This is a genomic window from Maribacter hydrothermalis (genome assembly GCF_001913155.1).
GTDB classification, from domain to species: Bacteria; Bacteroidota; Bacteroidia; order Flavobacteriales; family Flavobacteriaceae; genus Maribacter; species Maribacter hydrothermalis.
Genome location: NZ_CP018760.1, coordinates 845,561 through 863,613 on the forward strand (window position 1 = coordinate 845,561; position 18,053 = coordinate 863,613).

The 18,053-nt window shown below is 37.1% G+C and carries 2 protein-coding genes; both read left to right on the forward strand.

The annotated features are described in order from the left end of the window. The first annotated feature begins 836 nt into the window (after positions 1-836). Positions 837-16,844, forward strand: a complete 16,008-nt coding sequence (locus BTR34_RS18690; RefSeq protein ID WP_074472095.1) for a Calx-beta domain-containing protein — start codon at positions 837-839, stop codon at positions 16,842-16,844. Positions 16,845-17,140: 296 nt separating this feature from the next. After that, positions 17,141-18,043: a PorP/SprF family type IX secretion system membrane protein gene (locus BTR34_RS03710; RefSeq protein WP_068485113.1), complete on the forward strand. Its 903-nt coding sequence runs from the start codon at positions 17,141-17,143 to the stop codon at positions 18,041-18,043. Positions 18,044-18,053 lie beyond the last annotated feature (10 nt).

The window sequence follows — 18,053 nt, forward strand, 5'->3', positions numbered from 1 at the left end:
GTGAATGTTAAAAATATGAAATAATGACCTATTTACACCATTTAACAAACAAACAAAATAATTCATTTTTAAAACTTAAAGTAAAATTTTATTAAAAAAAAAGCTATTCATCACTACTAATTCTCTAATTAAATAGTATTCAAAATCATAATTATGTTACCCAAAAACGGAGTATTCCACAGTAAATTTTCTAACAATTTAGTTAGAGCACTAATATGAAAATAGCACCTTTTAATACCTATTAAAGGGTGTTTTTAACTATACTTTAATTTGTTAAAATTACGGTAAAACATCATTCCATGTTTTTCATATAATTACGTCCTTAACCCCCTGTATTCAGTCGATTAACCCTAGTAATTAACTGTACTTTTTTCAATTGTTTAACAACTATTTTAACACTCTACAACAAAACAATTAAAAGTATAAAATCTACTATTAATTCAAATATTATAATAAAATCAAAAATCAACACATATTAATATGCTGATTTTCAGTTATTTATAAGACTTAACTAATTAGTATCATACTTTTAAAAAAATAAAGAAAGAATTGGACTACAAATTAAAAACCACAAATTTCAAGAGCTTCACAACAACAATTAAATTTTAACGAACATTCATCGTTATTTAGCCACTGTACGCTCATCGATGAACAACACATCAAAAGCTCGTGTAGATTACTAAAATATTTATTCTTGTAATAGCAGAATACTGTTTTCCATATCTACTTTGAAATATGAATTAGTTACACCTAGACTTTAGGATAATGTTAAAACCATTTATAACATTTTCCTAAATGTTAAGGTTTAAGAGATTATAGTTTCTGAATCGAAATTTATGACCAAAAAATTAACCGCAGTTATTTTCTGCATGCTATTTTGTTTATTTAGTACTTTTTTAAGGGCCCAATGTGAGAATGACAATGGTGGTTTTGAAGACGGCACTAATAATTATGTATTTCAATCTGGTTCATTGGTAGATACTAATCCTGCTAATGCTTTAGCTGGTACTTCATCAGCTTCCTTACCAACTACAGGGGCTTTAGTGGCAACTTCAAGCTACGTCATAAATCCAGGCGATGTTCTACATTTTAGCCTTTACGAAAAAACATTAGGAAACACAGGAGACATAGAAATTGCTATAGCCTATTTTAACGGTGGCTCCAATTTACAAGGCGTTGATAATTTCTTAATTGCGGCAGATGGTCTTAATAATTACAAACAAAGCAATTATACCTCAACAGCTCCTGCAGGCACAGCGTTTTTTCAAGTTCAAATAGTGAACAATACTGATGGCACGGTTTTTCTTGACAACCTTTGTTTAGGTTTTGTTACAGAAATTTGTGGTAATGGCATTGATGATGATGGTGATGGTTCAATTGATGAATACTGTTATAATATTTCTGATGCTAGCGCTACGGAAGGTGGCAATATGACTTTTACCTTAACAACAACAACGCCTTTATTTTTTACAAGTAGAACCTTTAACCTAACATACGTAAATTTAAGTACTACAAATGCAGATTTTACAGGCCCAACAACAGTAACCATTCCACCACTAGCAACTTCTGTAAACTTTACAGTAGTTGCGGAAGATGATGATTGGGTAGAAACTACTCAGCAGCAATTTGCAGTATACTTTTCAAGAAATACAAACGATGTAAATTTTGGAGATAGACAAGGTATTGGTACAATTATAGATACCGATGTTGCTCATGTTATTGGTGGTAATTATGATATTACCGAGGGTGGTACTATAGCTTACGGACTGTCTTTATCTACAGGCACAAACTCTGGAGGTAGACAATATGTTGGTATAGAAGATACATATACTGTAAATTTTGAAGTTCAAGACCACGCAGCTTCTGTGAGTGCAGCTATAGATGGGTCTGATTTTAATATATTTAATACCACTGTAACATTCCCTGCTGGGTCTATAGCTGGTAGTCAAGTTTTTATTGATGTACCTACTATGGATGATACCATTGTAGAACCATCTGAAGAGTTCCATGGTGTAAAATCTCAAAACGCTACAGAAGCTACTAAATATGGATCCGGACCTTCTAGAGTAACTATCAATACAGAAAGATCATCATTAAGAATACATGATAACGATACGGCTATAATAAATTTAACAGATGCCAGTATATTAGAAAATAGTGGTAATACCGATATTTCATTTACTTTAATTGGTGATGTTCAAAATGCATTCAACATAGATTTTACAACGAATGACAACACCGCCATTTCTGCTTCTGATTACACAACAAAGTCTGGAACCATTGCATTTATAGGTACAGATGGCGAAAATTTCACTGAATCATTTACTATTCTAGATGATACTGTTACTGAGCCACAGGAGAACTTTGTGATAACACCTGCGTATAACCCAGCAATTCTTTCTTTGGCAAACTATGTACCGCAACAAATTTCATTTTTACCTGCTTCTTCTACTATTACAATTAATGATGATGATTTAGATTCAGATAATGATGGGGTAAGGGATGCTGTAGATTTAGATGATGATAATGATGGTATTTTAGATTCAGAAGAGGCTGTAGAATGTATAGATGATGACTACCTGGCATGGGAGTTTAATTCTCCAATTGGTACAATACAGGTTGATTATGTTCAAAATCCGGCCATAACAAATTGGCTAATTTCTTCCGCTTCAGATATAATCGTAGGTAGTGGATTAACAGATGCCTCACCAGGAGCAGAATTACAGATTAATGATTTAGAAGGAAATAATTACCCTGAAGCCCTAGCCAACAACGATTACATTGAAATTAGTTTTACAACTGGTACTGATTTAACTTATCCGGTTATAGAGCGTATGGGCTTAAATTGGTTTCAAAATTCTGATGGAACCACTATTGGTAATGCCTATGATGCGGCTATTGCAATTTCTAAGGATAACTTTGTAACGTCTTCCCTACTAAACTCAGATGTACGTATTAACTATCCAACGAACGGAGTTTCTGAATTTTTCGATTTAACCCAAAACGGGGTAAAATATTACTTAGAAGAAAGTACTACATATACCGTACGTATCTATGCCTATAACCAACAAAGTGATGGCAATGTTGCCTATTCGGTATTTGATGATCTAACCTTAAGATTATCATCTTGCTTAGAACAAGATACTGATACTGACAACCTTCCTGATCATTTGGATGCTGATAGTGATGGTGACGGATGTAATGATGCCATTGAAGCCGGCCATACAGACCCTGATGGTGACGGCTATTTAGGTAATTCCCCAATAGTCGTAGACAATGTAACTGGCCAAGTAACCGGTCAAGGAGGTTATACAGGTACTGATAGCAAAGTTACGAATGCAAATCAAACTGTTTCCGTAAATACGCAACCTATAGATCAAATTGCTAATATTGGAGACAATGTAACCTTTAATACTGCGATCACCGGTACCGCTTTAACATACCAGTGGGAATTGAGTACTGATGATGGATCCTCATGGACACCCATTGCAGATAGCGGAATTTATTCAGGTGCTACTACTACCACACTTACGTTAACTGCCATTACTAGTACAGAACATTCTAATCAATATAGATTAATAGCAACAGATAGCGAGAATTTATGTACTCCAGATACAATTACAAATGAAGTAATTCTTTTTATAAAACCAGTTATTACTATTGCCGATGCAACTATTGCCGAAGGCAACAATCTTGACTTTATAGTTACTCTTTCGCATGCAGTAAATGAAGTGATAACATTTGATTTATCGTATTCAAATATTACAACAACAGGTTTAGATTATACTTCTGTTGCTAATTTTTCGATACCTATTAACACAGTAAGTACAAGTTTGCTAGTACCCGCAATTGACGATGCTCTTATTGAAAACGATGAGACTTTTACATTGGGTATGACTAATGCTTCAACAAATGCTGGTAATATTACAGATACGGCAAGCGGTACAATTACAAATGTTAATACTCCATTGGCGGGCGAAGGTATATCTATTACAGACTTTTCAATTAATGAAAATGTCGGCACTGTAGATTTCTTAGTTACCTACACCGGTCCTAATGTTCAAGATTCTTTTACAGTAGATTATGCCATTACAGATGCAACTACAACAGCTGGAACGGACTATAATGTAAATCTTACTGGTCAAGTTACTTTTCCTGCAGGTACAGTTAATGGCGACATACAACCTATACTTTTAGCTATTACCGATGATACGGTTATAGAAGGTAATGAAAGTTTAAATATTCTTTTATCAAATAGTTCCAATAGTCAAATTGCTATTGCTGATGCCAATGCCACAGGTACGATCATTGATAATGATACTACCCCTACTACCGGTTTATCTGTTTCTGATTTTAGTGTTAACGAGTCACTAGCCTCGGCAAACTTTGTAGTAACTTATAACGGTAGTAATGTAAAAAATGCATTTACGGCTGATTATATCATTACAAATGGCACCGCAATTTCTGGGTCGGATTACACCGCTTTGTTAACGGGTCAAATTTCTTTTCCGGCCGGCACAACAAATGGTGCTACACAGTCTATTAATGTTATTATAATTGATGATCTTGTAATAGAAGGAAGTGAGAACATCAATTTTGAACTTACAAATATTTCTACTAGCCTATTAAATTTAGTTGATGCGACTGCTATTGGAACAATACTAGATAATGATACAAAAACCACTACAACAGGTTTATCCGTAGCTGACCTTAACGTAAATGAAGCCGCAGGAAACAGCAATTTTGTTATCACCTATAATGGTCCGGAAATTCAAAATGCATTCTCTGTAGATTATACGATTACAGATGTAACCACAGCTTCAGGTACAGATTATAGCGCAGTATCAACTGGAGTAATAAATTTCCCTGCGGGGACTATTAATGGTGACCAACAAACGGTAAGTGTAACTATTATTGAAGATTTGATTATTGAAAACAATGAGACATTTAATTTTAACCTATCAAATCTTTCTACGACTTTAATAAACCTGGTAGATGCTAATGGCATTGGTACCATAACTGATAATGATATAAAAACACCTACCACAGGCTTATCGACTTCAGATTTCTCAGTAGCCGAATCTGCAGGTAGTTCTAATTTTATAATTACCTATAATGGAAATACGGTACAAAATGGTTTTACCGTAGACTATACAATTTCAAATGGTACCGCTACTTCTGGAAAAGATTACAATGCAGTTTTAAATGGTCAAATTTTATTTCCGGCCGGTACAGCAAACGGTGACCAACAATTAGTTGCAGTTACTATTTTAGAAGATACTTTTATTGAAGCAAATGAGGAACTGAACATACAACTATCAAATTTGTCAACTACATTAATAAATATTGTTGATGCAAATGGCACAGGTACAATTACAGATAATGACAATACCCCAACAAGTGGAATTGATTTTCAAAATCTTACTGTTACCGTTGTAGAGGGTGATCCGGGTGATTCAGTTTCCGCAACCTTCGTTGTTGAATTTAAAGGTGATATTGATACTGGAGAATCTATACAAGTAGACTATTTTGTAAATAATGGTACAGCTGCAAATGCTACAGATTTTACACCTAACCCTACCGTTCAAACCTTAACTTTTACGAATGTAAATAAATTAAGAAATATTGTTGTCCCTATTATAAGTGACAATACTGTGGAGAATGAAGAAAACTATTTTGTAAACCTGATTGCTATTCGTTCTAATGTAAATATTGGATTATTGAATAATAGTGCTACTGGTATTATTACAGATGACGATGGTGGTGTACTGTCAGTCTCAGGGTTTAGTATTATTGAACAGACTAATGGTGCTAATTTTGATGTCATTTATCTAGGTGATAGAGTTACAGGAGGTTTCACCGTTAATTACACCATTACCGATATATCTACCACTTCTAATGTAGATTACAATGTAACAGCCCCTACCGGTACTTTAACCTTTAGTGGTATAGATAACGAAATACGGTCTGTCGTAGTAAATGTTATTGGGGATAATTTTATTGAAAATAATGAAGATTTAAGAATAGTTATTTCTAACCCATCTGTTAGTCAGGTGGCTATTTCGCCTACCGGTTCACAGGCAATAGGTACAATTGTTAACGATGATAATGGTAGTATTGCGGTGTCTGGTTTCTCTGTCAATGAGTACAACTCAACCGCTAATTTTAATTTTACCTATACTGGAAAACCTATTCAGGGTGGGTTTACGGTAAATTATCAAATTTCAAATGGCACAGCCACATCGGGATCAGATTACACTGTTTCATCGCCAACAGGTACTTTAAGTTTTAGCGGGACTACTGGCCAAGTTGTTCAAGTACCAGTTAATATAGTACAAGATGCCATTTTAGAAGGTAATGAAAACTTGAGTGCTACAATTACTCAAGTAACTCCTTCATTAATTTCAATAAGCAATGCAACTGCAACAGGTACCATAATAGATATTAATCACCAACCTAATGCTGTTGATGATGCATTTGTGGTATTTGGCACAACTGATATGCCCATTTTAGCAAACGATGATTATGGTTTTGATGGCCCTGCGGCGGTAAATCCATTACAAATTGTTGCTAGCCCAATAAACGGAACCGTTGTAATTAGAGATAATGGTACACCTAGTAATAGTACGGATGATTATTTTGAATATCAACCAAGTCCTTCTTTTAATGGAAATGATTCTTTTACCTACAGAATTACGGATTCCAATGGTTCTACAGATACAGCTGTAGTAAATATATATGTTAATGATACAAATTTAAAAAAGGAGTTCGAAATTCGCTATCAAGGTAGTATTAATGGAGATTTCACCATGATTGCCAATAATGTTCTTTCTAGAACCGCTACTGGTAATTATAACGGTGAAGATGGCAATCACAATTTCAATAATAACGTTTTTGTTGATATAGATTCGGACCCAACCACATTCAACTCAACTAACGCAAACTTAGTAAATCCTGAGCCATCACTAAGTTGTTTAAATATTAAAAAAGCATATATCTATTGGGCTGCTGCAGACAAAGAATATGATGGTACTACTGGTGGTGGAGCAACGGAACCATCTTGGAACTATAACCAAATTAAGTTAATGTTGCCAGGACAATCTGCCTATACTACTATATCTGCCGATGAAGTAATTTATAGAGGTCGCAATGATCATTTCCAAAACGACCCATATGTATGTATTAAAGATATAACCGATGATATAAACGCACTTGCCTCTCCTTTTGGTTCGTATCAAGTAGGTAACGTAAAAGCAACAGAAAGAGATTTACGCTCTCATGGTATTGCAAATGTAACTGGCACATCTGGTGGTTGGCAAATTGTATTTGTATATGAAAACGTGTCTTTAGACCCTAAAAACATTACACTTTACGATGGTTATGTACACACTTTTGCATCTAACGGTGCTGGTGAAACAGAATTTAATTTCAGTGGTTTTGAAACAATTCCGAATGGAAATGTAAATGCAGACGTTATGTTAGGCGCTTTAGAAGGTGACCGTGACTTATCTGGTGATCAATTATTGATTTATGATTCTAGCAACAACTGGTCTAAACTTTCAACAGCGTTAAGAGATGAAGATAACTTCTTCAATAGCCGAATTACTTTAGACGGACTAAATTATGTAAATAGAAATGCTGCAAGTACAAACACCTTAGGTTTTGATGCTACTGTATTTCCTTTAGACAATGTTGGAAATAGGTACATTGATAATGACCAAACATTTGCAAGATTTAAAATTACTACTGACCAAGAATCATATGGTCTATATTTAATGGGAATGAGTGTTGATGTGTATCAACCAAGTTTAGGTGCATTAAGTTTAAATACCAATGCAACTGGTCCTTTTAATGCAGGTGATATTATTCCATTAACACTTAATGTTACAAATACAGGAAACGACGATATTCAAAATTTAGAAATTTCCTCTATTTTACCTATAGAAGCTGACTTTTCTGGCGTAGGTGTTTTACCAGCAGGCGTTACGCATTCTTATGACCCAACTACAAGGACATTAACCTTTAATGTACAGAACGGTTTCACTGATATGGGTGATAATTATGATCTCAATTTTGATATTGAGATACGTGAGCAGTGTTATTTCCTGGAAACGGCATGTACAGCTAGTTTTGAATTACAAGCAACGGCTACTTATAGCGGAGTAACAAATTCAAATCCTATTACTACAAATAGTTCATATACAACGGACTCTTGTGGTATAGGTTCACATGACCCTACAATAATTGATGTACAGCAACCTGCCCAAGTAAATTGGTCAACAGCTCCAAATGCCTTAAACAGAACTGTATCTTGCGATAATATAACAGGCTATAATAATGCCAATACACTAGAGCCAGATACCGCTATTTGTGACTTTACTTTAGATAAAATTGCTGGGCCATTTGTACCATCGGGCTCATGCCCTACAGAAGGTACATTTACTAATACTTGGACTTTTACAGATGCTTGTGGTAGAGTAAGTTCAACATTTACCCAGGTAATTACTATAGAAGACAATACTGCTCCTACGTTCAATGAATCTTTACCACAAGATTCGTACGCAGCACATAATAACATACCGGTAGCACCAGTATTATCTGCCAACGACAATTGCGATTCGAATGCCACAGTTAACTTTAATGAATCTTATATTGGTGATAATAACAGTACTACTTACACCATCATAAGAACTTGGACTATTAATGACTGTGCAGGAAATAGCGCTAGTCATACTCAACAAATTTTCGTAAGTGAAAATGGTGATCCAATTGGACTTAAAATTTCTGATGTTTCAGTAAATGAAAATGCAGGAACGGCTACCTTACAAATTACGCATACCGGTTCTGTATCAGGTGGTTTCACAGTAAACTATACTACTTTAGATGATTCTGCTATTCAACCAGGAGATTATATTGCCCAGTCAAATTCCATTTCATTTGCAGGTACAAACAATGAAGTAAAGACGATTTCTTTTACAATCAATGACGATACTCTTATTGAAGTTACAGAGCAATTTTTTGCTCAATTATCTAATGGTACGAACACGCCTCCTATTAATGACGACCAAGGAGTAATATCTATTACGGATAATGATAATATACCAGGAACTATAGGTGTTTCCTTCTCTGATAATAATATAATAGTTACTGAAGGTATACATACTTTTGCACGCTTTACGGTTACTTTTACAGGAAACATTGCTCCTGGTCAAAACGTTACTGTAAACTATGCAACGACCAATGGAACAGCTATTCAACCTAATGATTACACGTTATCTACAGGTACAATTACATTTAACAGTGCTACAAACAGTATTAATATAGATGTACCCATTATCGATGACAACATCATTGAAGCTGCTGAAAATTTCACTTTAACACTTTCAAATATTCAGTCTAATTTGGGTGTTGGTTTTGTTGATCAACAACCAACCAATACTGCTAATGGTACTATAAATGATAATGATAATATCCCAGGTACAACTGGTATATCATTCCAAAATGATAATATCACGGTTAATGAAGCGGACGGTACGGCAACAATAAATGTGCTATTAACCGGTAACGTTCAAGGCGGATTTACCCTTGACTATGCTACTGCCGACGATTCTGCAGTTCAACCTGGTGATTATACCACTAGTACTGGTCAGTTGACTTTCGCAGGTAACAATGGAGAAATACATCCTATAACAGTTGCTATTATAGATGATAATATTATTGAAGCTACGGAAAGACTATTCGTTAACCTTTCTAACCTTTCCACTACTTTGATTTCCATAAACGATAATCAGGGCAATATTAATATTACGGACAATGACAACATCCCTGGTACAACTGGTATATCGTTCCAAAATGATAATATCACCGTTAATGAGGCGGACGGTACGGCAACAATAAATGTGCTATTAACCGGTAACGTTCAAGGTGGATTTACGCTTGACTATGCTACTGCCGACGATTCTGCAGTTCAACCTGGTGATTACACCACTAGTACTGGTCAGTTGACTTTCGCAGGTAACAATGGAGAAATACAACCGATAACAGTTGCTATTATTGATGATAATAGTATTGAGATTACCGAAAGACTATTCGTTAACCTTTCTAACCTTTCTACTACTTTGATCGCCATAAACGATAATCAGGGCAATATTAATATTACGGACAATGACAATATCCCTGGTACAACGGGTATATCATTCCAAAATGATAATATCACCGTTAATGAAGCGGACGGTACGGCAACAATAAATGTGCTATTAACTGGTAACGTTCAAGGTGGATTTACCCTTGACTATGCTACTGCCGACGATTCTGCAGTTCAACCAGGTGATTACACCACTAGTACTGGTCAGTTGACTTTCGCAGGTAACAATGGAGAAATACATCCAATAACTGTTGCTATTATTGACGATAATGTTATTGAAGCTACGGAAAGACTATTCGTTAACCTTTCTAACCTTTCTACTACTTTGATCGCCATAAACGATAATCAGGGCAATATTAATATTACGGACAATGACAACATCCCTGGTACAACGGGTATATCATTCCAAAATGATAATATCACCGTTAATGAAGCGGACGGTACGGCAACAATAAATGTGCTATTAACTGGTAACGTTCAAGGTGGATTTACGCTTGACTATGCTACTGCCGACGATTCTGCAGTTCAACCAGGTGATTATACCACTAGTACTGGTCAGTTGACTTTCGCAGGTAACAATGGAGAAATACAACCGATAACAGTTGCTATTATTGACGATAATGTTATTGAAGCTACGGAAAGACTATTCGTTAACCTTTCTAACCTTTCTACTACTTTGATCGCCATAAACGATAATCAGGGCAATATTAATATTACGGACAATGACAATATCCCTGGTACAACGGGTATATCATTCCAAAATGATAATATCACCGTTAATGAAGCGGACGGTACGGCAACAATAAATGTGCTATTAACCGGTAACGTTCAAGGTGGATTTACGCTTGACTATGCTACTGCCGACGATTCTGCAGTTCAACCAGGTGATTACACCACTAGTACTGGTCAGTTGACTTTCGCAGGTAACAATGGAGAAATACAACCGATAACAGTTGCTATTATTGACGATAATGTTATTGAAGCTACGGAAAGACTATTTGTTAACCTTTCTAACCTTTCTACTACTTTGATTGCCATAAACGATAATCAGGGCAATATTAATATTACGGACAATGACAACATCCCTGGTACAACGGGTATATCATTCCAAAATGATAATATCACCGTTAATGAAGCGGACGGTACGGCAACAATAAATGTGCTATTAACTGGTAACGTTCAAGGTGGATTTACCCTTGACTATGCTACTGCCGACGATTCTGCAGTTCAACCAGGTGATTATACCACTAGTACTGGTCAGTTGACTTTCGCAGGTAACAATGGAGAAATACATCCAATAACTGTTGCTATTATTGATGATAGTTTATTAGAATCTACAGAGAATTTTTATGTAAACCTTTCTAATTTATCAACTTCATTAATTGCTATAAATGATAACCAAGGAACTATTAACATTATTGACAACGATAGTGACCCATCTACTATTGGTGTCCAGTTCGATGTTACTTCAATTGATGTCAACGAAGATGCGGGTACGGTTTCTCTTGATGTGGTGCTTAATGCACAAGTGCAAGATGAGTTTACCGTGGAATACTACACTGTTGATGGCACTACAATTGAAGGTAGTGACTATTCCGGGGTACCTCGTAACACCCAGACATTAACTTTTGGGGGTACCAACTCTAATACACAGACCATCGTAATTCCTATTATTGATGATACGCTTATTGAGTACACCGAGAACTTCCAAGTATTGCTTGAGAATATATCAACACCTTTGTTGGGTATTCTTGCTAATGATACCGCTACGGTGAACATCATTGATAACGATAGCGACCCATCCACTTTAGGTGTTCAGTTCGATGTCACCTCTATCGATGTCAACGAAGATGCGGGTACGGTTTCTCTTGATGTGGTGCTTAATGCACAAGTGCAAGATGAGTTTACCGTGGAATACTATACTGTCGATGGTACTACCATTGAAGGTAATGATTATACCGGGGTACCTCGTAACACACAAACATTGACCTTTGGTGGTACCAACTCCAATACGCAGACCATCGTAATCCCTATTATTGATGATACGTTTATTGAGTACACCGAGAACTTCCAGGTTATTCTGGAGAACATCTCTACACCGCTTGTAGGTATTCTTGCCAATGATACCGCTACGGTGAACATTATCGATAACGATAGCGACCCTTCTACTTTAGGGGTTCAGTTCGATGTTACCTCTATCGATGTCAACGAAGATGCGGGTACGGTTTCTCTTGATGTGGTGCTTAATGCACAAGTGCAAGATGAGTTTACCGTGGAATACTATTCCGTGGACGGTACTGCCGTACAGCCCGGTGATTATACAGAGGCTATTCGTAACACACAAACATTGACCTTTGGTGGTACCAACTCCAATACGCAGACCATCGTAATCCCTATTATTGATGATACGTTTATTGAGTACACCGAGAACTTCCAGGTTATTCTGGAAAATATCTCTACGCCGCTTGTAGGTATTCTTGCCAATGATACCGCTACGGTGAACATCATCGATAACGATAGCGACCCTTCTACTTTAGGGGTTCAGTTCGATGTTACCTCTATCGATGTCAACGAAGATGCGGGTACGGTTTCTCTTGATGTGGTGCTTAATGCACAAGTGCAAGATGAGTTTACCGTGGAATACTATTCCGTGGACGGTACTGCCGTACAGCCCGGTGATTATACAGAGGCTATTCGTAACACCCAAACATTGACTTTTGGGGGTACCAACTCCAATACGCAGACCATCGTAATCCCTATTATTGATGATATCCTTATAGAGTACACCGAGAACTTCCAGGTTATATTGGAAAACATCTCTACACCGCTTGTAGGTATTCTTGCCAATGATACCGCTACGGTGAACATTATCGATAACGATAGCGACCCTTCTACTTTAGGTGTTCAGTTCGATGTTACCTCGATCGATGTCAACGAAGATGCGGGTACGGTTTCTCTTGATGTGGTGCTTAATGCCCAGGTACAAGATGAGTTTACCGTGGAATACTATTCCGTGGACGGTACTGCCGTACAGCCCGGTGATTATACAGAGGTTATTCGTAACACCCAAACATTGACCTTTGGTGGTACCAACTCCAATACGCAGACCATCGTAATTCCGATTATTGATGATATCCTTATAGAGTACACCGAGAACTTCCAGGTTATTCTGGAAAATATCTCTACGCCGCTTGTAGGTATTCTTGCAAATGATACCGCTACGGTGAACATCATCGATAACGATAGCGACCCATCCACTTTAGGGGTTCAGTTCGATGTTACCTCGATCGATGTCAACGAAGATGCGGGTACGGTTTCTCTTGATGTGGTGCTTAACGCCCAGGTACAAGATGAGTTTACCGTGGAATACTATTCCGTGGACGGTACAGCCGTACAGCCCGGTGATTATACAGAGGCTATTCGTAACACCCAGACATTGACCTTTGGTGGTACCAACTCCAATACGCAGACCATCGTAATCCCTATTATTGATGACACGCTTATTGAGTACACCGAGAACTTCCAGGTTATTCTGGAAAACATCTCTACGCCGCTTGTAGGTATTCTTGCAAATGATACCGCTACGGTGAACATCATCGATAACGATAGCGACCCATCTACTTTAGGTGTTCAGTTCGATGTTACCTCTATCGATGTCAACGAAGATGCGGGTACGGTTTCTCTTGATGTGGTGCTTAACGCCCAGGTACAAGATGAGTTTACCGTGGAATACTATTCCGTGGACGGTACAGCCGTACAGCCCGGTGATTATACAGAGGCTATTCGTAACACCCAAACATTGACCTTTGGTGGTACCAACTCCAATACGCAGACCATCGTAATTCCGATTATTGATGATATCCTTATAGAGTACACCGAGAACTTCCAGGTTATTCTGGAAAATATCTCTACGCCGCTTGTAGGTATTCTTGCCAATGATACCGCTACGGTGAACATTATCGATAACGATAGCGACCCATCCACTTTAGGTGTTCAGTTCGATGTTACCTCTATCGATGTCAACGAAGATGCGGGTACGGTTTCTCTTGATGTGGTGCTTAATGCACAAGTGCAAGATGAGTTTACCGTGGAATACTATTCCGTGGACGGTACTGCCGTACAGCCCGGTGATTATACAGAGGCTATTCGTAACACCCAAACATTGACTTTTGGGGGTACCAACTCCAATACGCAGACCATCGTAATCCCTATTATTGATGATATCCTTATAGAGTACACCGAGAACTTCCAGGTTATATTGGAAAACATCTCTACACCGCTTGTAGGTATTCTTGCCAATGATACCGCTACGGTGAACATTATCGATAACGATAGCGACCCATCTACTTTAGGTGTCCAGTTCGATGTTACCTCTATCGATGTCAACGAAGATGCGGGTACGGTTTCTCTTGATGTGGTGCTTAATGCACAAGTGCAAGATGAGTTTACCGTGGAATACTATTCCGTGGACGGTACAGCCGTACAGCCCGGTGATTATACAGAGGCTATTCGTAACACCCAAACATTGACTTTTGGTGGTACCAACTCCAATACGCAGACCATCGTAATCCCTATTATTGATGATACGCTTATTGAGTACACCGAGAACTTCCAGGTTATTCTGGAAAACATCTCTACACCGCTTGTAGGTATTCTTGCTAATGATACCGCTACGGTGAACATTATCGATAACGATAGCGACCCATCTACTTTAGGTGTCCAGTTCGATGTTACCTCTATCGATGTCAACGAAGATGCGGGTACGGTTTCTCTTGATGTGGTGCTTAACGCCCAGGTACAAGATGAGTTTACCGTGGAATACTATTCCGTGGACGGTACAGCCGTACAGCCCGGTGATTATACAGAGGCTATTCGTAACACCCAGACATTGACCTTTGGTGGTACCAACTCCAATACGCAGACCATCGTAATCCCTATTATTGATGACACGCTTATTGAGTACACCGAGAACTTCCAGGTTATTCTGGAAAACATCTCTACGCCGCTTGTAGGTATTCTTGCAAATGATACCGCTACGGTGAACATCATCGATAACGATAGCGACCCATCTACTTTAGGTGTTCAGTTCGATGTTACCTCTATCGATGTCAACGAAGATGCGGGTACGGTTTCTCTTGATGTGGTGCTTAACGCCCAGGTACAAGATGAGTTTACCGTGGAATACTATTCCGTGGACGGTACAGCCGTACAGCCCGGTGATTATACAGAGGCTATTCGTAACACCCAGACATTGACCTTTGGTGGTACCAACTCCAATACGCAGACCATCGTAATCCCTATTATTGATGATATAATCATAGAAAACACAGAAAATTTCAGGGTAATTCTTGAAAATATATCTTCACCATTAGTTGGTATCCTTGCTAATAATATTTCAACCGTGAATATCATAGATAACGACGGTAATGAAGGCTGGCCAACCGATGAAACAATTGAAGCTTGTGATACTATCCCTGATGCATTCGTAATTACAACAAATAGTACTTGTGCTATTACTGTTGATTATGTGGAATTAATTGAAGGCCAAGATGATGAATGCGCAACAGAATTTACCATAACAAGAACTTGGACAATTACAGATTGTGCTGGTAATGTACGTACACATTCACAGGTAATTACTATTGAAGATACCATAGCGCCTACATTCAATGAAACACTACCACAAAGTATGACAGTTGAATGTAACATGGTACCAGATGCAGCAGTCCTTACGGCATCTGATACATGTGATGCAAATGTTGTTGTTACGTTTGAAGAAACTACAACTAACAATGCCAATTGTGCTCTCGGGTATACGGTAACAAGAACTTGGAGTGTAAGTGATTGTGCTGGTAATACCGAAGAACATACACAAGTAATAACGATAGAACCTACTGGGCCAATTGTAAGTTCGCCTTTTGAAGAAGAAATTACCATTATATGTGGTGATGATATACCTGAGGTTCCGCAATTAGTATTTAGTGGTGGATGTGATAATTATGATGTTGTTTTCAATGAAGAAATACAATCGGCTACTGATTCTGATGATTATATGATTATCAGAACATGGAATGTAACCGACTCTTGTAACAACACCGCTTCTTTTGAACAAATAATCTTTGTTCTTCAGCCAAAATTAGAAGAAGTAACTATTAACATATGTATTGAAGAACAGGTTATTGACCTATTAAATTACTTACCATCAGATTTTGACCGTAATGGTACATTTATGATTCTCGAAGGCGATGTTATTTTAGAAGAAAATTATTTCGACCCTATGAAGCATGAGCCTGGTGAATACAAAATAGCCTATAGCTCTATTGAAGGTACGTGTAAGTATTATGTAGACTTCACAATTATTGTAGATACAGAATGTGTACCATGTGGCAGAGGAGAAATTGTATTATCTAAAGCCGTAACCGCCAATGGTGATGGTGTAAATGATTACTTCGAAATTACTGGTGTAGAATATTGCACGTTTACTTTTGACATTATGATCTTCAACCGTTGGGGAACTAAAGTCGCAGAGATAAAAGATTATCAAAATACCTGGGGTGGTGAAGCACCTGACGGATCATTTGGAAAATCGGGAGTATTACCTACTGGTACGTACTACTATATCATTTCTGCTACAGATAAAGAAACAGGTAAAATTCTAGAACCTTTTAATGGATACATTTATTTAGGCACATCAGAATAAAATTTAAAAAAACGTCATGCTGTGCCCTTTCTAAAAAGTTAGGGCACAACATTTTAGAAGCAAAGTTTAATTAGTGGAATTCTATTCTACAATACATTTTAAAATAAACTACTAAATAAATTAAGTACATCTGATAAAAGCATCAAGTAATCGAAAATAAAGAAGTAAAACCAATAATTAAAGGCCATAACCGTTATAAAAACGCATAACCAAATAAGAAATTAATTTGTTGATAAAATGGTTAACCTACTTATTTCTAAACATATAGCAACAAAATGCTAAACCCTAAACAGACCATGAAAAAAGCTAATCTATTATTAGCCGTACTACTTTTTGCAGGGGCCTTTGCAAGTGCGCAACAGCTACCTCAGTTTACGCAATATATGTATAACACGATTTCTGTAAACCCTGCCTATGCTGGCAGTAGAGAAACGTTAAATGCAACAATTTTGCATAGAAATCAGTGGGCCGGATTAGAAGGTAATCCAAGAACTAGTACGTTCTCCGTACATTCTCCTTTAAAAAATGAAAAAATAGGATTAGGAGTTTCATATATTAACGACCGTTTGGGTTTTGAAAGTACAAATTATTTTTATGGAGATTTCTCCTATACCGTACCTGTAAGTGCAGAAGTTAATATGCGATTTGGCCTAAAGGGAGGGGTTACCAGTTACAGTCTGGAAAATCCAGATCCTAATGATCAATTTTTCAATGCAAATTTTAATAGTTTAAATCCTAATTTCGGCGCAGGTTTTTATATTGGTTCCAATAGGTGGTATGCAGGTATTTCATCTCCAAGAATACTAAATACAGATTTAAATGAAGGTGAGTTCCAAGCATTAGAAAGAAATAGTTATTATGCTATTGGAGGACTAGTTTTAGACTTATCAGCGACAACCATTTTTAAACCTACTATTATCACCAAGTTCACAAACGGAGCTCCTGCCACCTATGATTTCACTATAAACTTTTTGTTCAATGAAAAATTTTGGATAGGCACTTCTTACCGGGTTAACGATGCCTCAAATTTTGGAGCAATGATGGATTATCAAGTTTCTAAGGATATTAGAATTGGATATGCTTATGATTTACCAACTTCTACCGTTAGACCATATACAGGAGGAACACATGAAATAATATTAATCTATGAGCTTGCTAAAAAGGTTTTAGGACCAATTAAATCTCCTAGATATTTCTAAATATTAAAAT

Coding starts and splice junctions, on each gene's coding strand:
- BTR34_RS18690 (WP_074472095.1), top strand. CDS start 837: ATGACCAAAAAATTAACCGCAGTTATTTTCTGCATGCTATTTTGTTTA.
- BTR34_RS03710 (WP_068485113.1), top strand. CDS start 17,141: ATGAAAAAAGCTAATCTATTATTAGCCGTACTACTTTTTGCAGGGGCC.